Source organism: Streptomyces sp. NPDC101160, assembly GCF_044768205.1.
Classification (GTDB): domain Bacteria; phylum Actinomycetota; class Actinomycetes; order Streptomycetales; family Streptomycetaceae; genus Streptomyces.
In genome coordinates this window covers 91,541-116,963 of the sequence record NZ_JBIWPJ010000009.1, presented here as the reverse complement: position 1 = coordinate 116,963, position 25,423 = coordinate 91,541, and the positions used below count along the sequence as shown (strand labels likewise).

Genomic DNA, 25,423 nt, shown 5'->3' with positions numbered 1-25,423 from the left:
CGCTTTCACGAGGGGGTGCTTACGGGGCGAGTCACCCCGAAACGTCACCGCACCGCTACTGCCGGCTCCGCTCCGGGGGCTGCTCCGGGCGCACTTCCGGCCCTACTCCCAGCGGAAGAACTTCGCCGCCGCGCCGAGCCCCAGCACCGCCCACACCGCGAGGATCAGCGCGTCGCCCCACGGCATGGCCGCGCCGTGCGTCAGCACCTCCCGCAGCCCGTCGGAGAGCGCCGAGATCGGCAGGAACGCGAGCACGTCGCCCGCCGCGCCGAACTTCTCCAGCGGCACCATCACCCCGCCGCCCACCAGGAGCAGCAGGAAGACCAGGTTCGCGGCGGCCAGCGTCGCCTCCGCCTTCAGCGTGCCGGCCATCAGCAGGCCGAGCCCGGAGAAGGCGGCGGTACCGAGGACGAGCAGCGCGAGCACGGACAGCGGGTTGCCGTGCGGCGACCAGCCCAGGGCCAGTGCGATCACCGTCAGGAGCACCACCTGGAGCGCCTCGGTGACGAGGACGGCCAGCGTCTTGGCGGTCATCAGCGCCCAGCGCGGCAGCGGCGAGGCGCCGAGCCGCTTGAGCACCCCGTACCGGCGCTCGAAGCCGGTGGCGATGGCCTGCCCGGTGAAGGCGGTGGACATCACGGCGAGCGCGAGCACGCCCGGGGCGAGGAAGTCGACGGCCTTGCCCGCGCCCGTGTCGACGATGTCCACCGTCGAGAAGAGCACCAGCAGGAGGGAGGGGATGATCACCGTGAGGAGCAGCTGCTCGCCGTTGCGCAGCAGCATCCGGGTCTCCAGGCCGGTCTGCGCGGCGATCATCCGCCCGACCGGCGCGGCCCCCGGCTTCGGCGCGTACGTACCCGTGCTCATCCGCGCAGCTCCTTGCCGGTCAGCTCAAGGCTGTGCTTTCCCGGGTGCCAACCCCCGGACCCCCGGCAGATCTCGTTGTCGCCCGGGTTCATGACCTCAGCTCCTTGCCGGTCAGCTCAAGAAAGACGTCTTCGAGGGTGTGGCGCTCGACCGAGAGGCGGTCGGGCATCACACCGTGCTGCGCGCACCAGCTGGTGACGGTGGCGAGCAGCTGGGGGTCGACCGTGCCGGTGAGCCGGTAGGTGCCCGGGGTGGTCTCGGCGGCCGCGGTGCCGTCGGGCAGGGCCTTGAGCAGCGAGCCGAGGTCGAGGCCGGGGCGGCCGGTGAAGCGCAGGGTGTTCTCGGCGCCGCCGCGGCACAGCTCCTCGGGGCTGCCCTGGGCGACGACACGGCCGGCGTCCACGATGGCGACGTCGTCGGCGAGCTCCTCGGCCTCGTTCATGAAGTGCGTGGTGAGGACGACGCTGACGCCGTCGGCGCGCAGTTCGCGGACCAGGTCCCAGGTGGCGCGGCGGGCCTGCGGGTCGAGTCCGGCGGTCGGCTCGTCGAGGAAGACCAGCTCGGGGCGGCCGACGACGGCCATGGCGAGCGAGAGACGCTGCTGCTGGCCGCCGGAGAGGCGCCGGTAGGTGGTGCGGCCGCAGGAGCCGAGGCCGAGGCGCTCGACGAGGGCGTCCACGTCCAGCGGGTGGGCGTGCAGCTTCGCCATGTGGCGCAGCATCTCGTCGGCGCGGGCGCCGGAGTAGATGCCGCCGGACTGGAGCATCACGCCGATCCGGGGGCGGAGCGCGGCGGCGTCGGCGACCGGGTCGAGGCCGAGGACGCGGACGGTGCCGGCGTCCGGCCTGCGATAGCCCTCGCAGGTCTCGACGGTGGTGGTCTTGCCGGCCCCGTTCGGCCCGAGGACGGCGGTGACGGTGCCCGCCCGGACGTCGAGGTCGAGGCCGTCGACGGCGGTCTTGGTGCCGTACCGCTTGACCAGGCCCCGTACCCGGACGGCGGGCTCGACGGACTCGTTTCGCATGCCGGGAAGTCTAAGGACTCGCCCGTACGGCTGACCCCGGCGGGGTAGACGCGGTGTATGGCGGTCTTCGTCGGCACCTCCGGATGGCAGTACCGGGACTGGCGGGGCGTGCTCTATCCCGAGGGCGTGCCCCAGCGGCTCTGGCTGGAGGAGTACGCGCGGAGCTTCGCGGCCGTCGAGAACAACAACGCCTTCTACCGGCTGCCCGAGCGCGACACCTTCACCCACTGGCGGGAGCGGACGCCCGAGGGCTTCGTGATGGCGGTGAAGGCCAGCCGTTATCTGACGCACATCAAGCGGCTGAAGGCTCCGGCGGAGCCGGTGGCGCGGCTGATGGGCCGCGCGGAGGCGCTGGGCGACCGGCTCGGGCCCGTACTGCTCCAGCTGCCGCCGAACCTGCGCGCGGACACCGGGCTGCTGGACGCGGCGCTCGCCCGCTTCCCGAAGGGGGTGCGGGTGGCGGTCGAGCCGCGGCACGAGTCGTGGTGGACGGACGGGACCGAGGAGGTGCTCTCGCGCCACGGCGCGGCGCTGTGCTGGGCGGACCGGGGCGGGCGGCCGGTGACCCCGCTGTGGCGGACCGCGGACTGGGGCTATCTGCGGCTGCACGAGGGCCGGGCCAGGCCCTTCCCCTCGTACGGCCGGCGGGCGCTGGCGAGCTGGGCGGAGCGGCTGGCGGAGGGCTGGCCGGACCGGGCGGACGTGTTCGCTTTCTTCAACAACGACGTGGGCGGGGCCGCTGTCCGCAACGCGGAATCTTTCATCCGTTTGGTGGAGTCCTCGGGGCGTTCGGTGCGGGTCCCGGAGGGCTGACCCGGGGAGCTCGGAGCGGCCGGAAACCGCTGGTCACCGGGGTCGTGATTCGTCCTACGAATGATCGTTTCCGCAGGTCAGGTAAGCCTTACCTGTGTGAGGCACCGCACCGTCGCGACCGCCGGCCTCGCTTGTCAGCCCGTGATTAATTACGCAACAATGGCGTTGTGAAAAACGTCGGTGAGGCTCCCACGGAGGAACTCGCGACCGGTGAGCGCTCCACGCGCAACCGGGTCGCGCGCTCCATCCTGGACCACGGTCCCTCGACCGTCGCCGATCTCGCCCAGCGGCTCGGCCTCACCCAGGCCGCCGTCCGTCGCCACCTCGACTCACTGGTGGGCGACAACGTCGTGGAGGCGCGCGAGAAGCGGGTCTACGGGGCCCGCACCCGCGGCCGTCCCGCCAAGGTCTTCTCGCTCACCGACTGCGGCCGGGACGCCTTCGACCAGTCGTACGACAAACTGGCCGTGGAGGCGCTGCGCTGGATCGAGCGGAACGCCGGCGGAGAAGCTGCCGTGGCCGCCTTCGCCCGGGACCGGATCGAGGCCCAGGCGGAGGCGTACCGCGAGGCCGTCGAGTCCGCCGAGCCCGACCGGCGCACCGAGGCGCTGGCCAAGGCGCTGAGTGCCGACGGGTACGCTGCCACCGCGCGTCACGCGCCGGTCGGCGAGCAGCTCTGCCAGCACCACTGCCCGGTCGCCCACGTCGCCGAGCAGTACCCGCAGCTGTGCGAGGCCGAGACGGAGATCTTCTCCCGCCTCCTCGGGACCCACGTCCAGCGCCTGGCCACCATCGCGCATGGTGACGGCGTCTGCACGACGTTCATCCCCGACACCGCGCACGGCACCCCACAGACCACCGAATCCACAGCATCCGCAAGCACGGCCGGGAGGAACCCCGCATGACCACCGAGATCAGCCACCCCGAGCTCGAGGGCCTGGGTCGGTACGAGTACGGCTGGGCCGACTCGGACGCGGCAGGCTCCACCGCCAAGCGCGGTCTCTCCGAGGACGTCGTCCGCGACATCTCGGCCAAGAAGAACGAGCCCGAGTGGATGCTGAAGCTGCGCCTCAAGGGTCTGCGGCTGTTCGGCAAGAAGCCCATGCCGACCTGGGGCTCCGACCTGTCGGGCATCGACTTCGACAACATCAAGTACTTCGTGCGGTCCACCGAGAAGCAGGCCGAGTCCTGGGAGGACCTGCCGGAGGACATCAAGAACACGTACGACAAGCTCGGCATCCCGGAGGCGGAGAAGCAGCGCCTCGTCGCCGGTGTCGCCGCCCAGTACGAGTCCGAGGTCGTCTACCACCAGATCCGCGAGGACCTGGAGGAGCAGGGCGTCATCTTCGTCGACACCGACACCGCGCTGAAGGAGCACGAGGAGCTCTTCAAGGAGTACTTCGGCACCGTCATCCCGGTCGGCGACAACAAGTTCGCCTCCCTGAACACGGCCGTGTGGTCCGGCGGCTCGTTCATCTACGTGCCGAAGGGCGTGCACGTCGAGATCCCGCTCCAGGCCTACTTCCGCATCAACACGGAGAACATGGGCCAGTTCGAGCGGACGCTGATCATCGTCGACGAGGACGCCTACGTCCACTACGTCGAGGGCTGCACCGCCCCGATCTACTCCTCGGACTCGCTGCACAGCGCCGTGGTCGAGATCATCGTCAAGAAGGGCGGCCGCTGCCGCTACACGACCATCCAGAACTGGTCGAACAACGTCTACAACCTGGTGACCAAGCGCGCCGTCGCCTACGAGGGCGCCACCATGGAGTGGGTCGACGGCAACATCGGCTCCAAGGTCACCATGAAGTACCCGGCCGTCTACCTGATGGGCGAGCACGCCAAGGGCGAGACCCTGTCCATCGCCTTCGCGGGCGAGGGCCAGCACCAGGACGCCGGCGCCAAGATGGTCCACATGGCCCCGAACACCTCCTCGAGCATCGTCTCGAAGTCGGTGGCGCGCGGCGGCGGCCGCACCTCCTACCGCGGTCTGATCGAGATCGGCGAGGGCGCCCCCGGCGCCAAGTCGAACGTCCTCTGCGACGCGCTGCTCGTCGACACGATCTCCCGCTCGGACACGTACCCCTACGTGGACGTGCGCGAGGACGACGTGACCATGGGCCACGAGGCCACCGTCTCCAAGGTCTCCGAGGACCAGCTCTTCTACCTGATGCAGCGCGGCCTGACCGAGCAGGAGGCCATGGCGATGATCGTGCGCGGCTTCGTCGAGCCGATCGCCAAGGAGCTGCCGATGGAGTACGCGCTGGAGCTGAACCGGCTGATCGAGCTGCAGATGGAAGGCGCGGTCGGCTAAGAGCCCCGCCTCCTCGCACGCAGCGACCGATTTCTTTTTGACGCAGGAAGAGAGCAACACGACAGCCATGGCTGACGCCCAGAACATCCCCGCGGGCTCCACCACCGCGGGCTCGATCGCGGTGGCCGCCGAGTCCACCGTCGCCACGCGCATGAGCGCCCCGCCGTCCTTCGACGTCGCGGACTTCCCCGTCCCGCACGGCCGCGAGGAGGAGTGGCGCTTCACCCCGCTGGAGCGGCTCCGCGGCCTGCACGACGGCACCGCAGTCGCCACCGGCGAGGGCGTCCGCGTCGAGATCGAGGCCCCCGAGGGCGTCACCGTGGAGACCGTGGGCCGCGACGACGCGCGCCTCGGCAAGGCCGGCAAGCCGGTCGACCGCGTCGCCGCCCAGGCGTACTCCTCCTTCGAGAAGGCGTCGGTCGTCACCGTCGCCAAGGAGGCCGTGCTCACCGAGCCGATCCGCATCTCCGTGCACGGCCAGGGCGGCGTCGCCTTCGGCCACCAGGTGATCGAGCTCGGCGCCTTCGCCGAGGCCGTCGTCGTCATCGACCACACCGGCGACGGCGTGCTCGCCGCCAACCTGGACTACGTCCTGGGCGACGGTGCCAAGCTCACCGTCGTCTCCGTCCAGGACTGGGACGAGAAGGCCGTCCACGTCGCCCAGCACAACGCCCTGGTCGGCCGCGACGCCTCCTTCAAGTCGGTCGTCGTGACCTTCGGCGGCGACGTGGTCCGCCTCCACCCGCGTGTCGAGTACGCGGCCCCCGGCGGCGAGGCCGAGCTCTTCGGCCTGTACTTCACCGACGCCGGGCAGCACCAGGAGCACCGCCTCCTGGTCACCCACAACACCCCGCACTGCAAGTCCAACGTGGCCTACAAGGGCGCGCTGCAGGGCCAGGACGCGCACGCCGTGTGGATCGGTGACGTCCTCATCGAGGCCAAGGCCGAGGGCACCGACACCTACGAGCTCAACCGGAACCTCGTCCTCACCGACGGCGCCCGGGTCGACTCGGTCCCGAACCTGGAGATCGAGACCGGCGAGATCGCCGGCGCCGGCCACGCCTCCGCCACCGGCCGCTTCGACGACGAGCAGCTCTTCTACCTGATGGCCCGCGGCATCCCGGAGACCGAGGCCCGCCGCCTCGTCGTCCGTGGCTTCTTCGCCGAGCTGGTCCAGCAGATCGGCATCGCCGACGTCGAGGAGCGCCTGATCGCCAAGATCGAGGCCGAGCTGGAGGCGTCCGTCTGATGGCCTTCGTCCGCGCCTGTGCGCTGAGCGAGCTGGCCGAGGACACCCCGAAGCGGGTGGAGCTCGACGGCACGCCGGTGTCCCTCGTCCGCACCGAGGGCGAGGTGTTCGCCATCCACGACATCTGCTCGCACGCGAACGTCTCCCTCTCCGAGGGCGAGGTCGAGGACTGCCAGATCGAGTGCTGGCTGCACGGCTCCGCGTTCGACCTGCGCACCGGCAAGCCGTCCGGCCTTCCCGCGACGCGCCCCGTCCCCGTATACCCCGTAAAGATCGAAGGGGACGATGTGCTCGTCTCCGTCACCCAGGAGTCCTGAGTCACCCATGGCAACGCTTGAAATCCGCGACCTGCACGTCTCCGTCGAGGCCGAGAACGGCCCCCGGGAGATCCTCAAGGGCGTCGACCTGACCGTGAAGCAGGGCGAGACCCACGCCATCATGGGCCCCAACGGCTCCGGCAAGTCGACCCTGGCGTACTCGCTGGCCGGCCACCCGAAGTACACGATCACCGGCGGCACCGTCACCCTCGACGGCGAGGACGTCCTGGAGATGTCGGTCGACGAGCGCGCCCGCGCCGGCGTCTTCCTGGCCATGCAGTACCCGGTCGAGGTCCCCGGCGTCTCGGTCTCCAACTTCCTGCGCACCTCGGCCACCGCCATCCGTGGCGAGGCCCCGAAGCTGCGCCTCTGGGTGAAGGAGGTCAAGGAGGCCATGGAGAAGCTCCAGATGGACCCGGCCTTCGCCGAGCGCAACGTCAACGAGGGCTTCTCCGGCGGTGAGAAGAAGCGCCACGAGATCCTCCAGCTCGAGCTGCTCAAGCCGAAGATCGCGATCCTCGACGAGACCGACTCCGGCCTCGACGTCGACGCCCTTCGCATCGTCTCCGAGGGCGTCAACCGCGTCCGCGAGACCGGCGAGGTCGGCACCCTGCTGATCACGCACTACACGCGCATCCTGCGCTACATCAAGCCCGACTTCGTGCACGTGTTCGCGAACGGCCGCATCGTCGAGTCCGGCGGCGCCGAGCTCGCCGACCAGCTGGAGAACGAGGGCTACGACAAGTACGTGAAGGGTGGCGCATCCGCGTGACTTCCGCCCATCAGGGGCTGACCGGCCTCCTCGACACCGAGGCGATCCGCAAGGACTTCCCGCTGCTGGATCGTCTGGTCCACGACGGCAAGAAGATCGTGTACCTGGACTCCGCGGCGACCTCGCAGAAGCCGCGCCAGGTCCTCGACGCTCTCAACGCCTATTACGAGCGGCACAACGCGAATGTCCACCGTGGCGTCTACACCGTCGCCGAGGAGGCCACCGCGCTGTACGAGGGCGCCCGCGACAAGGTCGCCGCCTTCATCAACGCGCCGAGCCGCGACGAGGTGATCTTCACCAAGAACGCCTCCGAGTCGCTCAACCTCGTGGCCAACATGCTGGGCTGGGCCGACGAGCCCTACCGCGTGGACCACGAGACCGAGATCGCCATCACGGAGATGGAGCACCACTCCAACATCGTGCCCTGGCAGCTGCTCGCGCAGCGCACCGGCGCGAAGCTGAAGTGGTTCGGCCTCACCGACGACGGTCGCCTCGACCTGTCGAACATCGAAGAGGTCATCACCGAGAAGACCAAGATCGTCTCCTTCACGCTGGTCTCGAACCTGCTGGGCACGATCAACCCGGTCGAGACGATCATCCGCCGTGCCCAGGAGGTCGGCGCCCTCGTCTGCATCGACGCCTCGCAGGCCGCCCCGCACATGGTGCTCGACGTGCAGGCGCTGCAGGCCGACTTCGTGGCCTTCACCGGCCACAAGATGTGCGGCCCGACCGGCATCGGCGTGCTGTGGGGACGGCAGGAGCTCCTGGAGGACCTGCCGCCGTTCCTCGGTGGCGGCGAGATGATCGAGACCGTATCGATGCACTCGTCCACCTACGCGCCGGCCCCGCACAAGTTCGAGGCGGGTACGCCCCCGATCGCCCAGGCCGTCGGCCTCGGCGCGGCCGTGGACTACCTGTCGGCGATCGGCATGGAGAACATCGCGCGCCACGAGCACGCGATCACCGAGTACGCCGTCCAGCGCCTCCAGGAGGTGCCGGACCTGCGGATCATCGGCCCGACCACGGCCGAGGACCGCGGCGCCGCGATCTCCTTCACGCTCGGTGACATCCACCCGCACGACGTGGGCCAGGTCCTCGACGAGCAGGGCATCGCCGTCCGCGTCGGTCACCACTGCGCGCGCCCGGTCTGCCTGCGGTACGGAATTCCGGCGACCACGCGAGCGTCGTTCTATCTGTACTCCACTCCGGCCGAGGTCGACGCCCTGGTCGAGGGCCTGGAGCACGTCCGTAACTTCTTCGGATAGGGCGGCTGACCTGTGAAGCTGGATTCGATGTACCAGGACGTCATCCTGGACCACTACAAGCACCCCCACGGGCGGGGCTTGCGGCCCGGCGACGCCGAGGTGCACCACGTCAACCCGACCTGCGGTGACGAGATCACGCTCCGGGTGAAGTACGACGGCGAGCGCATCGAGGACGTGTCGTACGAGGGCCAGGGCTGTTCCATCAGCCAGGCGTCGGCCTCCGTGCTCAACGAGCTGCTCGTCGGCAAGGAGCTGGCCGAGGCGCAGAAGATCCAGGGCACCTTCCTGGAGCTGATGCAGTCCAAGGGCCAGATCGAGCCGGACGACGCCATGGAGGAGATCCTGGAGGACGCGGTCGCGTTCGCCGGCGTCTCCAAGTACCCGGCCCGGGTGAAGTGCGCGCTGCTCAGCTGGATGGCGTGGAAGGACGCGACCGCCCAGGTCCTGGGTGGGGACGACCAGAAGTCTGTGAGGAAGTCGGCATGACCGAGAACGCCGAGGCCGTCATGAAGCCGGCCTCCGAAGAAGAGATCCGCGAGGCGCTGTACGACGTCGTCGACCCCGAGCTGGGCATCGACGTGGTCAACCTGGGCCTGATCTACGGCATCCACATCGACGACTCGAACGTCGCGACGCTGGACATGACCCTGACGTCGGCGGCCTGTCCGCTGACCGACGTGATCGAGGACCAGGCGAAGGCCGCGACCGACGGCATCGTCAGCGAGCTGAAGATCAACTGGGTCTGGATGCCTCCGTGGGGCCCGGACAAGATCACGGACGACGGGCGCGAGCAGCTGCGCGCGCTGGGCTTCAACGTCTGACGGTCGCAGGTCGTACGAAAGGGCCGCACTCCTGTGGGAGTGCGGCCCTTCGTGCTGTTCGGACGGCGCTGTTCAAACGGCGCTGTTCGGACGGCGCTGTTCAGACGGCCTGCTGGGCCAGGACCGGGCCCAGGTTCTCCTTGCGGATGCGCTGGTCGACGTAGAGCAGCGCGTTGACCAGCGGCTGGAACGGGGCGAGGACGGCCTGTACGAGCATCTGGACGAAGCCGAGGACCAGCATCGAGCCGAACACGGCGGAGAGCACCTCGCCGGGGGTGGCGGTCCGGCCGGGCGCGTACACGGGCATCGAGAACGCGCTGCCCAGGGAGAGGACCTGCTGCAGCAGGAAGCTGACGAGGCCCACGATCAGGGCGGCGACCAGGCCGTAGCCGAAGATCCGCCACCAGTCGCCGCGCACCAGGGTGGAGGAGCGGCGCAGCGAGGCCATCGGGCCCTGGTTCTCGATGACGGCGACGGCCGGGGCCAGGCTGAACTTCACCCAGAGCCACAGGCAGACCGGGACGGTCAGCAGGGCGAGGAGGAAGAGCAGGCCGCCGACGCCCGCCAGGGCTGCCGCGGGCGGGGCGTCGGACTCCGAGGAGCCGATGCCCGCGATCATGCCCACGATCAGCAGGACGAAGCCGGCCATGAAGAGCAGCATCGGGACGAGCGTGGCCAGCGCCGAGAGCAGCACCGAGCCGATCACCGAGCCGAGCCGCGACCAGGCGCGGCGCCAGACCGCCACGAAGCCGATGGGGCGGCCGAGCACCGCCTCCTGGACCACGGCGGGCGCGGCGGCGCCGACGAGACCGGTGGTGACGAGCAGACCGAGCATGCCCACGAACCAGACGCAGCCGAAGGCGACGACCAGCGACTGGACGTCGGCGAAGTCCGGGCTCGTGTGCGCGGGCAGGTGGGTCAGCCGGTCGAGGTCGTCCTTGACCGCGTTGTAGGCGAGCAGCAGGCCGCCGCCGACCAGGACCGCCTCGCCCGCGTACGCCGCCACCGCGACCCCGATCAGCGGCTTCCAGTAGCGGCCGTAGGTGCTGAAGGCCCCGGTCAGGAGCTCGCCGAGGCCCAGCGGGGCCAGGGGTATCACGCCGGGCTTCGGCGGGGGCGGCGGAGGCGGGTAGCCGTAGCCGTACGGTCCTGGGGCGTATGTCATGGGCACACCGTATCGGCAGCCCATGCGTACGGGCGTACACATGCATGCGTACACTCGTACACATGGGATACGGACTGCTCGCGGGCGCCATCGCGGCGGAGATATTCGCCACCACCTCGATGAAGTACAGCGAGGGCTTCAGCAGGCTCTGGCCCTCACTGCTCACCGGCGCCGGCTATCTCGTCTCCTTCGTGCTCCTCTCCCGGGCGCTCAAGACGCTCCAGGTCGGCACCGCCTACGCCATCTGGTCCGGCGTCGGCACCGCCGTCGTCGCCGCCATCGGCTACCTCTTCCTCGGCGAGAGCCTGGGCGCCGCCAAGATCGCCGGCATCGTGCTGATCATCGCCGGCGTCGCCGTCCTCAACCTCGGCGGCGCGCACTGATGGCCCGCCCCCGCCGCCACGACCCCGACCGGCGCGAGCGCATCGTCGACGCCGCGCTGCGCGTGGTCGGCCGGGCCGGACTCGCGGGCCTCAGCCACCGCACCGTCGCCGCCGAGGCCGACGTGCCGCTCGGCTCCACCACGTACCACTTCGCCTCCCTCGACGAACTCCTCGTCGCGGCGCTCCACCGGGTCAACGGCACCTTCGGCGCCCGCCTCCGGCAGGGCCCCGAGATCGCCGCGCCCGATCTGGCCGCCGGCCTGGCCGCGCTCATGGGGGAGTGGCTCGCCGCCGAACGCACCGGCGTGGAGCTGGAGTACGAGCTCTACCTCGCCGCCCTGCGCCGCCCCGCCCTGCGCCCCGTCGCCGCCGAGTGGGCCGACGAGGTCGTCTCCGCACTCGCCCCGCGCACCGGACCCGCGACCGCCCGCGCCCTGGTCGCCCTCGTGGACGGCATCAGCCTCCAGGTGCTGCTCACCGGTGCGCCGTACGACGAGGAGTACGCCCGGGAGATGCTCGCCCGGATCCTGAACGAAGACCCGAAGGCGCGGGCCGGGACCTCGTCGGAACCGCCCACGGAGCCGACCGCCACCTGAGACCGGTTGGCCCGCGCCCGGCCCCGACCGTTAGGTTTTCCGTCATGACCACTGCTCCTCGCTCCACCGGCGCCGTCGCCGCCGGCCTCGCCACCATCGCCGGTGACGGCACCGTTCTCGACACCTGGTTCCCCGCCCCCGAGCTGACCGACGCCCCCGGCCCGGCCGGCACCGAGCGGCTCGACGCCGACGCGGCCGTGAACGCCCTCGGCGAGGGCGCCGCCAAGGCCCTCGGCGTGGACGCCCGCCGCGGTGTCGAGGTGGTCGCCGTCCGCACCGTCATCGCCTCCCTGGACGACAAGCCGCTCGACGCGCACGACGCCTACCTGCGTCTGCACCTGCTCAGCCACCGCCTGGTCAAGCCGCACGGCCAGAGCCTGGACGGCGTCTTCGGCCTGCTCGCCAACGTCGCCTGGACCTCGCTCGGCCCGGTCGCCGTCGACGACATCGAGAAGGTGCGGCTCAACGCCCGCGCCGAGGGCCTGCACCTCCAGGTCACCTCGATCGACAAGTTCCCCCGCATGACCGACTACGTCGTGCCCGCCGGCGTCCGCATCGCCGACGCCGACCGCGTCCGCCTCGGCGCCCACCTCGCCGCCGGCACCACCGTCATGCACGAGGGCTTCGTCAACTTCAACGCCGGCACCCTCGGCACCTCCATGGTCGAGGGCCGCATCTCCGCCGGCGTCGTGGTCGGCAACGGCTCCGACATCGGCGGCGGCGCCTCCACCATGGGCACCCTGTCCGGCGGCGGCAACGTGATCATCTCCATCGGCGAGCGCTGCCTGATCGGCGCCGAGGCGGGCGTCGGCATCGCGCTCGGCGACGAGTGCGTCGTCGAGGCCGGTCTGTACGTCACCGCCGGCACCCGGGTCACCATGCCCGACGGCGAGATCGTCAAGGCCCGCGAGCTCTCCGGCGCCTCCAACATCCTCTTCCGCCGCAACTCGGTCACCGGCGCCGTCGAGGCCCGCCCGAACAACGCGGTCTGGGGCGGCCTGAACGAGATCCTGCACAGCCACAACTGAGGCTCGGCGCCGTGAGACGGCCCGTCGCCCCCGGAAATTCACCGCCGGGGGCGGCGGGCCGTCTGGCATGATCCCCCTGCGCGACAGGAGGACATGGAGAAACTGCAATGAGTGAACAGCGCGTCGCCCTCGTCACCGGTTCGTCCTCCGGGATCGGAGCCGCCGTCGCCCGCCGTCTCGCCGCCGCCGGCTACCGGGTCGTCGTCAACTCCGCGCGCTCCGTCGAGGCCGGCGAGAAGCTCGCCGCCGAACTGCCCGGCGCCCACTACCTCCAGGCCGACGTCTCCGACGAGGCGCAGGCCGCCCGGCTCGTCGAGGAGACCGTGGCCCGTTTCGGCCGGCTCGACCTCCTGGTCAACAGCGCCGGGACCACCTGCTTCATCCCGCACGACGACCTCGCCGCCGCCTCGCCCGACGTGTGGCGGCTCCTCTACGACGTCAACGTCATCGGCGTCTGGCAGACGATCACCGCCGCCGTCCCGCACCTGCGCGCCACCCGTGGCGCGATCGTGAACATCTCGTCCCAGGCCGGCGTCCGGCCCGGCGGCAGCTCGATCCCGTACGCGGTGAGCAAGGCCGCCGTCAACCACATGACGAAGCTGCTCGCCAAGACCCTCGGCCCCGAGCTGCGGGTCAACGCGGTCGCGCCCGGGCTCGTCGACACCCCGTGGTTCGACGGCGTCGAGGGCGCCGACGCCGCCAAGGAGCACGTCGCCTCGGTGGTGCCGCTGCGCCGGGTGGGCCGCCCCGAGGACATCGCCGAGGCCGTTCACGACCTGGCGAACGCCTCGTACATCACGGGCGAGGTGCTGCTGGTGGACGGCGGCGGGCACCTGCTGGGCTAGCCCGGTCAGAGCAGCAGCTTGAAGCCGTCGTGGCTGCGGGCGAAGCCCAGGGAGTCGTAGAAGCGGTGGGCCTCGGTCCGGGACTTGTTGCTGGTCAGCTGGACCAGCCCGCAGCCACGGTCGCGGGCCCGGGCGATCGCCCGGCGCATCAGTTCGCGGCCGAGCCCGCCGCCGCGGCGGTCGGCCCGGACGCGTACGGCCTCGATCAGGGCCCGCTCGGCGCCGGCCTTGCCGAGGCCCGGGATGTACGTGGCCTGGAGACACCCGACGACCAGGCCGTCGTCGTCGACGAACACCAGCATCTCGTTGCGCGCGTCGGCCTCGATGTCCGCGAACGCCCGCTCGTGGGCGGGCGTCACGGTCACCGAGGCCGGGTCCACCACCCGCTCCTCGTCGGCGAGCAGGGCGAGGACGGCGGGCAGCTCGGCACGGGTGGCGGGGCGCAGGATCACGGCCGCAGTCTCGCACACCCGTGCGTTTCGCCTCCGGTTACGGGCGGAAGCGGAGCACCTGCGGGTCGTGGTCGCTGTTCTGGTCCGCGAACTCCGCGTTGATGTGCACCGAGTCGTACTCGAAGTGGTGCACGCCGGGGCTGGTCAGGATCTGGTCGAGGACCTGGCTGTTGCCCTGGTAGACGTACGAGTAGCGCTCGCTCTCCGGCAGCGACAGCATGGCCGGGTAGAGCGCGCCGCCGTCGGTCATCGCCTGCGTGGTGCCGGAGAACTCGAAGTCGTTCATGTCGCCGACCACGAGCACGTTCGCCTGCTTGTCGACGGCCTCGATGTCCTTGACGAAGGCGTTGACGGCCTGCGCCTGGAGCAGGCGCTTGGCGTCGGAGGAACGGTTCGGCGGCTGGTGCTGGGAGACGATCGACTCGTCGCCGCCCTTCGAGGTGAGGTGGTTCGCGACCACGATCACCGTGCGGCCGCGGAAGCGGAACTCACCGGCGAGCGGCTTGCGGCTGTTCTCCCAGGCGGTGTTCGCCGGGTCGATGCGGCCGGGGGAGAGGGTGAGGTGGGCGTCGCCCTTCGTGCCGGTGACCGCGACCGGGGTGGTCGCGTCGCCGCCCGGGCGGTCCACGAAGGAGACCCGCGCGGGGTTGAAGAGGAAGACCTGACGGATGTTGCCGCCGGGCTCGCCGCCGTCCTTGCCGTTCTGTGGGTCGATCGAGCGCCACTCGTACGCCGGGCCGCCCGCCGCCGCGATCGCCGCCGTGAACTTCTTCAGCGTCTCGCCGGCCGTGACCGTGCCGTCGTTCTTGGCGCCGTTGTCGTCCTGGATCTCCTCCAGGGCGACGATGTCGGGCGAGGCGAGGTTCTCGACGACCGCCTTCGCGAGCGCGTCGAACTTCTCCTGCGGGTCGGTCGGGTCGAGGTTCTCCACGTTGTACGTGGCGACCGCCAGCTCGTTCTTGTGCTGGCGCTCCGTCACCTCGCGCTCCAGGCCCATGTCCACGTGCTCGCCGAGCGTGCGGGCCACCAGCGTGTAGCCGCCGAACTGGTTGAAGTCCAGCGGGCCCTCGGTGGTGCCGGTCAGCCAGTCGCCGACGTTCGCCTTCGGGAAAGGCGCTTGCGAGATCGGGGCGAGCTGCTGGATCTGGAGCCGGCCCGTGTTCTGCGCGTCGTACGAGCCGTAGACCGTGCCGCCGCGGCTGTTGTCGTTCTCGAACGGCTTCACCGTCACCCACAGCTCGGAGTACGGGTCGGTGGCGCCGACCACGCGCGAGGAGCCGATCTCGACGTTCATGCCCTCCAGGGACTCGTAGTAGTCCAGGGCATACGTCTCCGGGTCCAGGGTCAGCCCGTTGATCGAGCCGCCGGCCGCCGGGTCGCCCGCCGGGGCGTACGCCTCGGGCACCGAGCCGGACCAGATGGTGACCGGGGCCGGGACCGCGTTGCCCTTGGAGACGACCTTGATGACCGGCTTGGAGATCTGGGTCAGCGACTGGTTGCCGGAGTTCAGGCCGCCGGGCACGTACTCGGTCACCGTGCCGTTGACGCTCACCGCGTCGCCGACGGCGACGGTCGGGACGGAGCTGGTGAAGACGAAGATGCCTTCGCTGGTGGCCGGGTTGTCATCGGCGTCCGGGTCCTGGATCCAGAATCCACGCGAACCGTAGGTGCGCACCCCGGTGACGACACCGGTCACCCCGGTCACCTGCTTGCCGACCAGCGGCGAGGTGCGGGTGGTGCCCTGGATGTCGTGGATCCGGGCGGGCACGGCCGCGCCGGCGACGGTCGCGGCGGTCACCGCCTCGTCGGCGGAGGCCGCCGTGCCGCCGAGCAGACCGGCGGCGAGGGCGGCGGAGACGACGGCGGCGACGGCCGCGGATCTCGGTATGGAGGAAGGCATCAAGGCACTCCGTGGGGATTTGGACGAACGATCGAAAGATCTACGCGCGTCAATTTCGATGCAGAGCAGCCCCCTTGTCAAGGGTCGACGGGTGTACGAAGGCTGACGCCCCGATGAACCGGCGGACCGCCCCCGGAATGCGTCTACGCTGAAGGCCGCGCCGCCCTGCCGCCGCGCCGGCGCGCGACCGTCCCGTCCCCGCCCTCCCCCGTGGCCTCAACGGCACGGGAGGTACCCCATCGCCGAGGAGAACACCCGACATGGCACCGGACCACCCGACCCTTCCCCCCGTTCGGCTGCCCTCGGACGCGGAGCTGGCGCGGGAGGCCCTGGCCGCCCCCCTCCTCACCCGCGCCGTGCGGCTCGCCCGCTGGGCCGGCCCGGAGACCCGGGTGGGCGCCGGCGGCGAACTCGTCGACGAGCAGCTGCCCGCCGCCGCCGAGGCCCTCGGCCTGGCCGGCGACGAGGACGGCGAGGCGTACGCCAGCGAGGCCTGGCGGGTCGCCGTCGACACCGGACTCGTCGAGGTCCACGACCCCGAGGACGCCGACGACACGGCCGACGGCGAGGGCCCCGCGGGCAGCGGGGAGGAGGAGGCCGGCACCGTCACCGTCGGCGAGAACCTCGGCCTGCTCACCGCCGGTTCGCCGCAGGACGTCCTCGCCATCTGGCTCGACGGCTTCGACGCCGTCTTCTCCGACGCCGCCGCGCCCTACTTCGACGACCTCGACGCGCTCGTCGGCCCCGACGGCGAGATCGACTTCGAGGCCCTCGACTGGGACCCGGAGGGCGAGGCCGAGTTCCTGGAGGGCGTGCTCGGCAACCTCTACCTGCTGACCGTCACCGAAGGCGGCGCAGGCGACGGGCCCGTGCCGCTGCCCGCGCTCGCCGCCTCGATGGTCGTCCCCGACGACATGAGCGAGCCCACCGACGCCGTCCTGGAGCAGGTCTCCGACGCGATGATGCGGCTCGACGAGCAGTTCCGGATCCTGGAGCCGATCGGCCTCGTCGAGTACCGGCCCGTCGACGAGGCCCTGATGGTCGAGGAGGGCGAGCAGGGCACGGCGGAGGCCGCCGCGCCCTTCGACGACGAGGACGTCAGCCGCTACGGCATGGTCCGGCTCACCCCGCTCGGCCTCTACGGCGTCCGCGCCCGGATGCTGGAGGCCGGCCTCACCGCTCCCGCCGTCGGCGAACTCGCCGACAAGGGCGCCGACGTGCTGCTCGACGGCCTCGCCCACTACCCGCAGGCCGCCGCCCGCGCCGAGACCGCCGGCTGGCTCGCCGCCCGCGACGCCGCCACCGCGGCCGGCGAGCTGCTCGCCGCCGCCCGCGGCAGCGACCCCGGCGCCCCGCTGCGCCGGCTCCACGCCCAGCAGGCCCTCTCCCTCGTCGGCCCGGACGCCGAACCGGCCGTTCGGGAGGTCCTCGGCGACCCCGAACTCGGCGGCCTCGCCCGGGTCTGGCTCGCCGAGCGCGGCGCGGCGGACATCCCGGCCCCGCCCGAGTCGATGATCTTCTGGCTGGCCGTCGACACCATCGCCGCCCACCTCGACGCGGACGGCGACCTGGAAGAACTCCAGGACCTCATCGAGGGCCTGACCGGCCGTCACGGCGGCTTCTTCGAGGAGGTCTGGCGCGTCGACCACCCGGCCACCGCCGACGTCCTCGACGCCATGGGCCGCCTCCACCGCGACAAGCCGTCGGCGAAGGAGGCCCGCAAGGCGGCCTTCAAGGCGAGGTCGCGGGGCTGACGGTCGGGGTGTAGCAGGGCCCGACCCCCGGCTCGTGGGCCGGCGCCGTGAGGCCGTCGCGCTGCACGTACGAGGGGACGGGCACCGTCCGTCGTGGGTTGTGCCCACCCGTCCCTCCCCCTAGGGCTTCGCCCTGGGGGGGACCCCCAGCGGGACGAATGCCCACAACACGTGGACGGGCGCCCTCCCTCGTCACGTCCGCAGGTACGACGCCCCGTTCATGTCGAGCACCGTCCCCGAGGCCCACTCGGCCTCCGGGGACGCCAGCCACAGCACCGCCGCGGCGATCTCCTCCGGGCTCGCCACCCGGCCGAACGGCGACTGGGCGAGGATGGCCTCGCCCTCCGGGCCGCTGAGCCTCGGCGCCACCCGCTCCGTCGCGAAGAAGCCGGGCGCCACCGAGGCGACCGCGATGCCGTGCGGGGCGAGGGCGACGGCCAGGGACTGGCCGAGCGCGTGGACGGCGGCCTTCGTGGCGCCGTACGCCGGGTGGTCGGGCTCGCCGCGGAAGGCGCCGCGCGAGCCGATGTTGACGATGCGGCCGCCCGCGCCGGCCTCGATCATCCGGTGCGCCGCGCGGTGGCTGAGGTACGCGGTGCCGAGCAGGTTCACGGAGACGTGCCGTTGCCACAGCTCCGCCCACTCCTCGTACGGCGTCGTCGCCGGAGGGTGCGGCAGGTTCACGGCCGCGTTGTTGACCAGGACGTCCAGGCCGCCGAGCGCCTCGGCCGCCGCTTCCGCGACCCGGGCGGCCTCCGCCGGGTCGGCGAGGTCGCCGGAGACCAGGGTGTGGCCGGTGCCGTCGAGGGAGTCGAGGGTCGCGCGGGCCTCGTCGGCGCGCGAGCCGTAATGCACGCACACCCGGTCGCCGTTGGCCGCGAAGGCCCGGGCCACCGCCCGGCCCAGGCCGCGCGACGCGCCGCTGACCAGTACGCGCCTACCGTGCGGGGGCAGGTTCATGGAGGATCGCCTTTCTGTTCAAGTGCCGTTTATACGGGGGCGCGACCGTGTGCCGCGACACCGGGTGACGACAGGGAGAAGACCGTCATGTCCCTCAACCGCAGAGAGTTCGCCAAGCAGTCCGCCGCGGCGGGCGCCGGCCTCGCCCTCACCGGCGCCGTCGGTGCGCTCGCCACCGCGCCGCAGGCCCTGGCCGCCGACGAGTACGAGGTGAGCAGCGGCGCCGCAGACGGCAACGGCCATGGCCGTCCCCTCGGCTACGGCGAGCTGGTCGCCGACCCGGAGGGCATCCTGGCCCTCCCCGAGGGCTTCACCTACCGGATCATCACCCACAGCGGCGTCACCCGCCTGGAGACCGGCGAGTTCACGCCGTCCAACCACGACGGCACCGCCACCTTCGACGGCCCGCGCGGCACCACGTACCTGGTCAACAACCACGAGCTCAAGGGCCCGCGCGCCAAGTGGACCTACCCCGTCCCGCTCACCGAGGGCCTGGTCTACGACCCGGCGGCCGCGGGCGGCTGCACGGTCGTCGAGGTGCACCGCGACGGCACGGTCGCCGAGTGGGTCGGCATCGCCGGCACCTCCACCAACTGCGCGGGCGGCCGCACCCCCTGGGGCACCTGGCTCACCTGCGAGGAGACCGAAGACCTGGCCGGCAAGAACGGCATGACCAAGGACCACGGCTACGTCTTCGAGGTCGACCCGCACGACCAGGGTGCGAACCTCGACCCGAAGCCCGTCAAGGCCTTCGGGCGGTACGCCCACGAGGCCGTCGTCATCGACCCCAAGCGCGGCCACGTCTACCTCACCGAGGACGCCGCCGGCCCCAACGGCCTGTTCTACCGCTGGGTCCCGCCGCAGGGCTTCGAGCACGGCCGCGGACAGCTGGCGACCCTCGCCGACGACGCGGGCCGGCTCCAGGCGCCCAGGTGCTTCGACTCCGCCGGGCAGTACGTCGACGACCTCTCCCGCGCCACGAGGATCGGCACCGTCTACGGCGTGGACTGGGTCGACGTCGAGGACCGCGACGCCCGTACGGTCCCGGTGCGCAAGCAGTTCGGCGAGGGCGAGGTGACCCGCGCCCGCAAGCTGGAGGGCATGTGGTGGGGCGACGGCGGCGCGTACGTCGTCTCCTCGTACGCCCGCGCGGAGAGCCCCGTCGCGCACGACGGCCAGGTCTGGTTCTACGACCCGAAGCGCCGCACGCTCACCCTCCAGGTGCTGCTCGGCGTCAACGCCGCCCCGGAGCAGGACGGCGCCTTCGACGGCCCCGACAACATCACCGTCTCCCCGTACGGCGGCCTCGTCATCGCCGAGGACGGCGAGGGCATCAACCACCTCTTCGGCGCGACCGAGAGCGGCCGCACCTACCCGATCGCCCGCAACGACCTCAACGACAGCGAGTTCACGGGCGTGACCTTCTCGCCCGACGGCGAGACCCTCTTCGCCAACATCCAGACCCCGGGCATCATGCTCGCGATCACCGGCCCCTGGCGCCGCCAGCCCCGCCGCTGAGCCGACCGCCCGCCGGGCCTCGCGCACGCCCGCGCGAGGCCCGGAGCGCCTCAGAGCACCTGGGCGGCGGGCTTCACCATGCCCCGCACGGTGCGGGACTTCACGAAGTCGCCGATCGCCGTCATCTCCCACTCGCCGGAGAACTGGCGGATGAGCTTGGCCATCATCACGCCCGTCTGCGGCTCCGCCGTGGTCAGGTCGAAGCGGACCAGCTCCTCGCCGGTCGTCCCGTCGATCAGCCGGCAGTACGCCTTGGCGACCTCGGTGAACTTCTGGCCGGAGAAGGAGTTGACGGTGAAGACCAGGCCCGTGGTGTCCGCGGGCAGCCGGCCGAGGTCGACCACGATGACCTCGTCGTCGCCCGCGCCCTCGCCGGTCAGGTTGTCGCCGGAGTGCTTGACGGCGCCGCCCAGGATGGACAGCTTGCCGAAGTAGCAGCTGTCGATGTGGTTGCGCTGCGGGCCGTACGCGATGACGGAGGCGTCCAGGTCGATGTCCCGGCCGCGGTAGGCGGGCTCCCAGCCGAGGCCCATCTTGACCGTGGAGAGCAGCGGGCGGCCGCCCTTGACCAGGGACACGGTCTGGTTCTTCTGCAGGCTCACCCGGCCCTTGTCCAGGTTGATCTTCCCGGCGCCGACGGGCGGCGCGGGCGGCGCCGCCGGGGGAGCGGGGGGAGCCGGGGGCGCGGTCGGCGGAGTCGGCGGGGTCTGCCAGGACGGCGGCGCCGACGGCGGGGCGGCCGGGGCCTGCGGGGGCGCGGGGACGGCGGCGGGCGCGGGTGCCGGCGTGGGCTCCTCGTCCACCGACACACCGAAGTCGGTCGCGATCCCGGCGAGCCCGTTCGCGTACCCCTGACCCACCGCGCGGGCCTTCCAGGCCCCGCCCCGCAGATAGATCTCCATGACCACGAGCGCCGTCTCGGTGGCGAGCCGCGGCGGGGTGAAGGTGGCGAGGACGCTGCCGTCGTCCGCGTTCCGCAGCGTCGCGGTGGGCTCGATGCCCTGGAAGGTCTGGCCCGCGGCGTCCGGGCTCGCGGTCACCACGATCTTCTCGACGCCGGCCGGCACGGCGGAGGTGTCCACCAGGATGGCGTCCGGCGCCGCGCCGCCGCCGGAGCGGTACGTGACACCGGGGCCTGACGGCTGGTTGTAGAAGATGAAGTCGTCGTCGGAACGCACCTTGCCGTTGGCGCCGAGCAGCAGGCCCGAGACGTCGAGCCGCACCGGGGCGGCGACGTCCACCGCCACGCGCGCGGCGGTGAGAGGGATGTTCGAGCCGGGGGTCATAGCGGTCATGCCCCGGGTAACGAACGACCTCCCTTTGCCGTTCCCTTACCTGCGCCCGGTTCGGCCACCCCGGTGAAATATTCTTTCGACTCGTGGGTGGGAGCTCTTTTCGGACACGGGACGTGGACGAGGCGCGCGAGGAGATCGCGGCGCGCTATTACGCCAACTTCATGGATGTCATCGACGGGCGCGAGGGACGTCCCTTCGCCGCGCGCTTCGACACCGTCGCCCTCGGCCCGCTGATGATCGGCGACCTGAGCTGCGGCGCGGACGTGCGGATGCGCTTCGGTGAACTCGGCGCGTTCCACCTCAACGCACCGATGAGCGGGACCATGGAGGTGCGCCAGGGCAGGAGCGGACGCCGGCTGCTCGCCACCCCCGAGGAGGCGATGCTGCTCGACCCGTCGGGCGACACCTTCCTCGACCGCTGGACCGGGGACTGCCGCTCGCTTTCGGTCAAGATCAGTGCGGCGGCCCTCGAAGAGCGTCTGGAGGCGCTGCTCGGGCGCCCGCCGGGCGCCCGGCTCACCTTCGGCCCCGGGCTCGACATCACCCGCGGCCCGGGACTCAGCTGGGTGACCTTCGCCCGGCAGGTGGCGGCCGGGGCGCTCGTCGGCGACGGTCTCGCCACGCACGAACTGGTCGCCCGCCCGCTCCAGGAGGCGCTGCTCAACGGCCTGCTGCTGGCCGCCGACCACGCCTGGCGCGACGAGCTGGACCGTCCCGCCGGCCCGGCCAGGCCGGCGCCCGTCAAGCGGGTGATGGACGCGGTGCGGGCTCGCCCCGAGCACCCCTTCACCACCACCGAACTGGCCGCCCTCGCCCGCGTCAGCGTGCGCCGGCTCCAGGAGTCGTTCCGCGAGTACGTGGGGATGTCCCCGATGGCGTACGTGCGCCAGGTGCGCCTCGACCGGGTCCACGAGGAGCTGCGGACGGGCGACCCGGACGGGCTGGCCGTCGGCGAGGTGGCCTGGCGCTGGGGCTTCACCCACCCGGGCCGGTTCGCGGCGCAGTACCGCGCCCGGTTCGGCGAGCCGCCGTCGCGCACCCTGCGCGGCTGAGGGGGCAGGACCGCGGGCCGGGGCCTGCGCCTGGGGTCTGAGGGTGACCGGGATGTCCGTGGCGCGATCGGATTCGTACTTGGCACGGCCAGTCATGACCGATTCGATCTCGTTCGATGACCGCTCGGGAGCGAATCCGTCGCGTTTTGTGGACAGTGGCCGCGCTTCGCGGCTCGCGACGATCTTGACCGCGTCCTATCGTCGCTTTGTCCGCGTGCCTCCGAGCATGCGTCGACCCGGGCCCCGGCCGGCTCCCCCGCATTGTCCGGCCGGGCCTGTGCTTTCCTCTCCCGGCTTCGCCCGCGCCAGCAGCGCCGCACCGGCGAGCCCCGCGGCCCCGAGGACGGGCAGCAGCACCGTGACGTCCACCACTGCCAGCAGGCCCGCGCCGAGCGCGATGGCCACCGCGTTCGGCACGAAGACCAGGGTGTTCGCGGTCCCGGCCGCGCGGCCCACGGCCTCCGCCGGAACGTTCCGCTGGACGGCCGTCATCGCGGCGATCAGGACCCACGGCAGGCCCACGCCGACGAGCACGCTCGCGGCCCAGGCGGTCGTGTCGTACGGCAGCGCCCGCCCCGCCGCGCCCAGGGCGAAGAGCCCGAGGCCGGCCGCCGCGAGCGCGCGCTCCGGAAGGCGCCGCAGCAGCGGCCCCGCCGTGAGGCCGGCCGCGACGGACCCGGCGCCCTGCACCGCGTAGAGGACGCCCGCGTACGCCGGGGAGTGGCCGAGGCCCCGGTCGACGACCGCGTAGACGGCGGCCCCGTTGAGCCCCGCGAGCAGCATCGTGAAGCCGCCCGCCGCGACGAGCAGCCGCAGGAGCGGCGACTCCCACAGCAGCCGGGCGCCGTCGGAGACCCGGGGCCGCCGCTCCGGCGCGGGCGGCTCCTCCCGCACCCGCAGGAGCGCGAACACCCCGGCCGCCAGGGCGAAGGTGACCGCGTCCAGGACGGCGACGGGACCGCCGCCGAAGCGGGCGAAGAGCCCGGCCGCGACGAGCGGGGCGAGCAGCTTCATCGCCTCGTTGACGGTCATCCGCAGCCCGTTGAGCTCCCCGAGCCGCCCGGGGTCGAGAGCGCCCGCCGCGAGCGCGGCCTCCGCCGCGTCGTGGACGGCGCCCTGTGTCCCGTACGCCAGGAGCACGACGAACAGCAGCCACACCCTCCCGGGCCGGTCGACCCAGAGCAGCAGGGGCAGCAGCGCCGCCATGGTCAGGTTCACGGCGACGAGCAGCGGCCGCCTGCGCACCCGGTCGACGAGCGAGCCGAGCAGCGGCCCGAGCAGCGCGGGCGCCCACAGGGCGAAGGCGGTGAGGGCGGCCAGGCTGTCGGAGCCGGTGAGCGACTTGACCCAGATGCCGGAGACGAGCCACATCGCGGTCGTGCCGAAGCCGGACACGAGCACGGCGGTCAGATAGAGAGGAACGGAGAGAGGAACACGCATGTCGGCAGGCTGGCGTCTGAGGTGCCCGCGCCGGATCGGTCACCTGCCCTAATCCCGTCCGGAATCCCGTCCTACCGCGTTCCGTAGGACTGCAGCTCGATCAGCTGCCCGTCGGGGTCCCGCAGATGGGCGCTGCGCATGCCGGGGCCCCACTCGGGCCGGTCGGCCGGGGCGAGGACCGGGCTGCCGCCGTGGTCCAGGCAGTGGGCGAAGCGCCCGTCGACGTCGTCGACCACGAACACCAGCATCGCCGTGTCCTGGGCGGGCTGTTCGGGCCGGGCGGGCAGCGCCGCCGTGCCGAGGGCGGCGGCCATCGCGCCGCGGTCGAACAGCGCGAGCACGGGCCGGCCGCCCTCCGCCTCCCAGTTGGCGTAGGGACCGTCCGGCGTGCCCTTGTCGAGGGCGGCGCCGGACAGCTCCGGCAGGACGGCGTCGTAGAAGCGGAAGCAGGCGGAGAAGCGGGTGACGAGCAGACGGGGGTACGGGGCGAGGGCATCCACGAACGGCTCCTGGGAACGACGGGCGCGCACGCGCGCGCCAAAAATAGTGGGTGGAGACCCACTATAGGGACGCACCCTAGAATCCGTGCCATGGTTTCCGAGCCCGCCGCCACCCCACCCGCCCCGCCGACCCTCCTCGGCCTGACCATCTATCTGCTCTCCCGCGTCGGCAAGACCGCCCGCGGCCGGCTCGCCGAACGTCTCGCCCGACGCGGGCTGCGGCTCTGGGACATGGCGGTGCTCGCCGCCCTCGCCGACTTCGGGCCGCACGCCCAGCGCGACCTGGTCCTGCGGCTCGGCGTCGACCCGAGCGACATGGCGAAGGTGGTCGACCACCTCGCCGCCGGGGGCTACGTGGACCGGGCCCGCGACCCGCACGACCGGCGACGCGTCTCCGTCACCCTCGCGCCCGCCGGCCGCACCCTCCTCGCCGACCTCGACGCCGAGGCCCGCGCCGTCCAGGACGAGGTGCTCGCCCCGCTCGACGACCGGGAGCGCCGGGTCCTGCAGGAGCTGCTGCTCCGCGTCCAGCGGGGGCTGGCGGAGGGCTGAGCCCCGCGCGCGGGGCCGGCGTGTCCGGGGAGCGGCCGGGTGGTCATGCCGCCGCGCCCTGCCGCGCCGCACGGCGCGTCTCGCACCACAGGGCCGCGCCCGTCACCAGCGCGCCCGTGCCCTCCCAGAGGCCCACGCCCAGGAAGCCGGACGGGGCGCGGTCCGTGACGACCGCGAGCGTGAAGACGGTGCAGGTGAGGAGACGGAAGGGGACCGTCCAGCGGAAGAAGGGCTTCCAGTCGGCGAGGGCGGCGAGGACGTAGTAGACGCCCATGTTGAGCGCCGCCATGGAGGACGCGGTCAGGAAGAGGAGGGTGTGGTCGTCGGCCGCGCGGCTCGCCTCGGATATGGGCGTCAGGCCCATGAGGCGGATGGTGGTGTCGGGCGAGACCAGGCCCACCACGCCGAGGACCGCGGCGAGGACGCCGAAGACGGCCATGGTCCAGCCGGACAGGGAACGGGGCAGACGCACGGCGGGTCCTCCGGGGGCATGAAGTGTCGCGAACATATGCGTGGGGCATGGACAGGACACCTGCAT

General features: G+C 72.0%; 27 protein-coding genes. 17 read left to right on the top strand and 10 right to left on the bottom strand.

Features of this window, described 5'->3' with window-relative positions:
• Positions 1–102: 102 nt before the first annotated feature.
• Together ACIRSU_RS28420 and ACIRSU_RS28415 are read right to left on the bottom strand one after the other, a co-directional pair.
• Complete coding sequence (locus ACIRSU_RS28420; RefSeq protein WP_403797836.1) at positions 103–867, bottom strand: ABC transporter permease; 765 nt, start codon at positions 865–867, stop codon at positions 103–105.
• Positions 868–955: 88 nt separating this feature from the next.
• Complete coding sequence (locus ACIRSU_RS28415) at positions 956–1,891, bottom strand: ABC transporter ATP-binding protein (protein ID WP_403797834.1); 936 nt, start codon at positions 1,889–1,891, stop codon at positions 956–958.
• Between the two features lie 57 nt (positions 1,892–1,948).
• Here ACIRSU_RS28415 and ACIRSU_RS28410 point away from each other — a divergent pair, with 57 nt between their 5' ends.
• The 9 genes from ACIRSU_RS28410 to ACIRSU_RS28370 all read left to right on the top strand — a co-directional run bounded on the left by ACIRSU_RS28410 (position 1,949) and on the right by ACIRSU_RS28370 (position 9,445).
• Positions 1,949–2,704 (top strand): DUF72 domain-containing protein, encoded by a 756-nt coding sequence (locus ACIRSU_RS28410; protein ID WP_403797831.1) that lies wholly within the window; start codon positions 1,949–1,951, stop codon positions 2,702–2,704.
• A 167-nt stretch (positions 2,705–2,871) separates the two neighbouring features.
• The gene (locus ACIRSU_RS28405) at positions 2,872–3,609 is read left to right on the top strand and encodes a helix-turn-helix transcriptional regulator (RefSeq protein ID WP_403797828.1); all 738 of its coding nucleotides are present in this window, start codon (positions 2,872–2,874) and stop codon (positions 3,607–3,609) included.
• Positions 3,606–5,021 (top strand): Fe-S cluster assembly protein SufB, encoded by a 1,416-nt coding sequence (sufB, locus tag ACIRSU_RS28400; RefSeq protein WP_403797825.1) that lies wholly within the window; start codon positions 3,606–3,608, stop codon positions 5,019–5,021. The genes ACIRSU_RS28405 and sufB overlap by 4 nt, the downstream gene beginning before the upstream one ends.
• Before the next feature lie 67 nt (positions 5,022–5,088).
• Entirely contained in the window at positions 5,089–6,270 is a 1,182-nt protein-coding gene (gene sufD, locus ACIRSU_RS28395; RefSeq protein WP_403797822.1) for a Fe-S cluster assembly protein SufD, read from the top strand.
• On the top strand, positions 6,270–6,587 hold the full coding sequence (locus ACIRSU_RS28390; RefSeq protein ID WP_403797819.1) for a non-heme iron oxygenase ferredoxin subunit: 318 nt from the start codon (positions 6,270–6,272) through the stop codon (positions 6,585–6,587). Before sufD ends, ACIRSU_RS28390 begins: the two co-directional genes overlap by 1 nt.
• A gap of 7 nt (positions 6,588–6,594) precedes the next feature.
• Positions 6,595–7,359: a Fe-S cluster assembly ATPase SufC gene (gene sufC / locus ACIRSU_RS28385; protein ID WP_403797816.1), complete on the top strand. Its 765-nt coding sequence runs from the start codon at positions 6,595–6,597 to the stop codon at positions 7,357–7,359.
• Positions 7,356–8,624 (top strand): cysteine desulfurase, encoded by a 1,269-nt coding sequence (locus tag ACIRSU_RS28380; protein ID WP_403797813.1) that lies wholly within the window; start codon positions 7,356–7,358, stop codon positions 8,622–8,624. Before sufC ends, ACIRSU_RS28380 begins: the two co-directional genes overlap by 4 nt.
• A gap of 12 nt (positions 8,625–8,636) precedes the next feature.
• Positions 8,637–9,110, top strand: coding sequence for a Fe-S cluster assembly sulfur transfer protein SufU (sufU, locus tag ACIRSU_RS28375; RefSeq protein ID WP_403797810.1), 474 nt, complete (start codon positions 8,637–8,639; stop codon positions 9,108–9,110).
• Positions 9,107–9,445 (top strand): metal-sulfur cluster assembly factor, encoded by a 339-nt coding sequence (locus ACIRSU_RS28370; RefSeq protein ID WP_403797807.1) that lies wholly within the window; start codon positions 9,107–9,109, stop codon positions 9,443–9,445. The genes sufU and ACIRSU_RS28370 overlap by 4 nt, the downstream gene beginning before the upstream one ends.
• Before the next feature lie 100 nt (positions 9,446–9,545).
• Here the strand turns inward: ACIRSU_RS28370 and ACIRSU_RS28365 are convergent, their stop codons facing one another.
• Positions 9,546–10,610, bottom strand: coding sequence for an oxidoreductase (locus ACIRSU_RS28365; RefSeq protein ID WP_403797804.1), 1,065 nt, complete (start codon positions 10,608–10,610; stop codon positions 9,546–9,548).
• Between the two features lie 62 nt (positions 10,611–10,672).
• Here ACIRSU_RS28365 and ACIRSU_RS28360 point away from each other — a divergent pair, with 62 nt between their 5' ends.
• From ACIRSU_RS28360 to ACIRSU_RS28345, 4 genes are all read left to right on the top strand, one after another.
• Entirely contained in the window at positions 10,673–10,993 is a 321-nt protein-coding gene (locus ACIRSU_RS28360) for a DMT family transporter (protein WP_403797801.1), read from the top strand.
• Positions 10,993–11,589, top strand: a complete 597-nt coding sequence (locus ACIRSU_RS28355) for a TetR/AcrR family transcriptional regulator (protein WP_403797798.1) — start codon at positions 10,993–10,995, stop codon at positions 11,587–11,589. Before ACIRSU_RS28360 ends, ACIRSU_RS28355 begins: the two co-directional genes overlap by 1 nt.
• A gap of 44 nt (positions 11,590–11,633) precedes the next feature.
• Entirely contained in the window at positions 11,634–12,617 is a 984-nt protein-coding gene (gene dapD / locus ACIRSU_RS28350) for a 2,3,4,5-tetrahydropyridine-2,6-dicarboxylate N-succinyltransferase (protein ID WP_403797795.1), read from the top strand.
• A gap of 107 nt (positions 12,618–12,724) precedes the next feature.
• On the top strand, positions 12,725–13,462 hold the full coding sequence (locus tag ACIRSU_RS28345; RefSeq protein ID WP_403797793.1) for an SDR family NAD(P)-dependent oxidoreductase: 738 nt from the start codon (positions 12,725–12,727) through the stop codon (positions 13,460–13,462).
• A gap of 5 nt (positions 13,463–13,467) precedes the next feature.
• On the opposite strand, the gene ACIRSU_RS28340 is transcribed toward ACIRSU_RS28345, so the two are convergent.
• Both ACIRSU_RS28340 and ACIRSU_RS28335 read right to left on the bottom strand, forming a co-directional pair.
• Positions 13,468–13,914 carry a GNAT family N-acetyltransferase gene (locus ACIRSU_RS28340; protein WP_403797790.1) on the bottom strand — a complete coding sequence of 149 codons (447 nt, stop codon included), beginning with the start codon at positions 13,912–13,914 and terminating at the stop codon, positions 13,468–13,470.
• A gap of 37 nt (positions 13,915–13,951) precedes the next feature.
• Positions 13,952–15,814: an endonuclease/exonuclease/phosphatase family protein gene (locus ACIRSU_RS28335; protein WP_403797787.1), complete on the bottom strand. Its 1,863-nt coding sequence runs from the start codon at positions 15,812–15,814 to the stop codon at positions 13,952–13,954.
• A gap of 260 nt (positions 15,815–16,074) precedes the next feature.
• On the opposite strand from ACIRSU_RS28335, the gene ACIRSU_RS28330 reads away from it, so the two are divergent.
• Complete coding sequence (locus ACIRSU_RS28330; protein ID WP_403797784.1) at positions 16,075–17,568, top strand: hypothetical protein; 1,494 nt, start codon at positions 16,075–16,077, stop codon at positions 17,566–17,568.
• Positions 17,569–17,760: 192 nt separating this feature from the next.
• Here ACIRSU_RS28330 and ACIRSU_RS28325 read toward each other — a convergent pair whose 3' ends face one another.
• Positions 17,761–18,528 (bottom strand): SDR family NAD(P)-dependent oxidoreductase, encoded by a 768-nt coding sequence (locus tag ACIRSU_RS28325; RefSeq protein WP_403797782.1) that lies wholly within the window; start codon positions 18,526–18,528, stop codon positions 17,761–17,763.
• A gap of 87 nt (positions 18,529–18,615) precedes the next feature.
• On the opposite strand from ACIRSU_RS28325, the gene ACIRSU_RS28320 reads away from it, so the two are divergent.
• Positions 18,616–20,046, top strand: coding sequence for an alkaline phosphatase PhoX (locus tag ACIRSU_RS28320; RefSeq protein ID WP_403797780.1), 1,431 nt, complete (start codon positions 18,616–18,618; stop codon positions 20,044–20,046).
• 50 nt (positions 20,047–20,096) lie between these two features.
• On the opposite strand, the gene ACIRSU_RS28315 is transcribed toward ACIRSU_RS28320, so the two are convergent.
• Entirely contained in the window at positions 20,097–21,332 is a 1,236-nt protein-coding gene (locus ACIRSU_RS28315; protein WP_403798584.1) for a TerD family protein, read from the bottom strand.
• A 122-nt stretch (positions 21,333–21,454) separates the two neighbouring features.
• Here ACIRSU_RS28315 and ACIRSU_RS28310 point away from each other — a divergent pair, with 122 nt between their 5' ends.
• Positions 21,455–22,393 (top strand): AraC family transcriptional regulator, encoded by a 939-nt coding sequence (locus tag ACIRSU_RS28310; RefSeq protein WP_403797777.1) that lies wholly within the window; start codon positions 21,455–21,457, stop codon positions 22,391–22,393.
• A gap of 195 nt (positions 22,394–22,588) precedes the next feature.
• On the opposite strand, the gene ACIRSU_RS28305 is transcribed toward ACIRSU_RS28310, so the two are convergent.
• Positions 22,589–23,833 carry an MFS transporter gene (locus ACIRSU_RS28305; RefSeq protein WP_403797774.1) on the bottom strand — a complete coding sequence of 415 codons (1,245 nt, stop codon included), beginning with the start codon at positions 23,831–23,833 and terminating at the stop codon, positions 22,589–22,591.
• Positions 23,834–23,904: 71 nt separating this feature from the next.
• Positions 23,905–24,333, bottom strand: a complete 429-nt coding sequence (locus tag ACIRSU_RS28300) for a VOC family protein (RefSeq protein WP_403797771.1) — start codon at positions 24,331–24,333, stop codon at positions 23,905–23,907.
• 90 nt (positions 24,334–24,423) lie between these two features.
• Here ACIRSU_RS28300 and ACIRSU_RS28295 point away from each other — a divergent pair, with 90 nt between their 5' ends.
• Positions 24,424–24,885, top strand: coding sequence for a MarR family winged helix-turn-helix transcriptional regulator (locus tag ACIRSU_RS28295; RefSeq protein WP_403797768.1), 462 nt, complete (start codon positions 24,424–24,426; stop codon positions 24,883–24,885).
• Between the two features lie 43 nt (positions 24,886–24,928).
• Here the strand turns inward: ACIRSU_RS28295 and ACIRSU_RS28290 are convergent, their stop codons facing one another.
• Entirely contained in the window at positions 24,929–25,324 is a 396-nt protein-coding gene (locus tag ACIRSU_RS28290; protein ID WP_403798581.1) for a hypothetical protein, read from the bottom strand.
• Positions 25,325–25,423 lie beyond the last annotated feature (99 nt).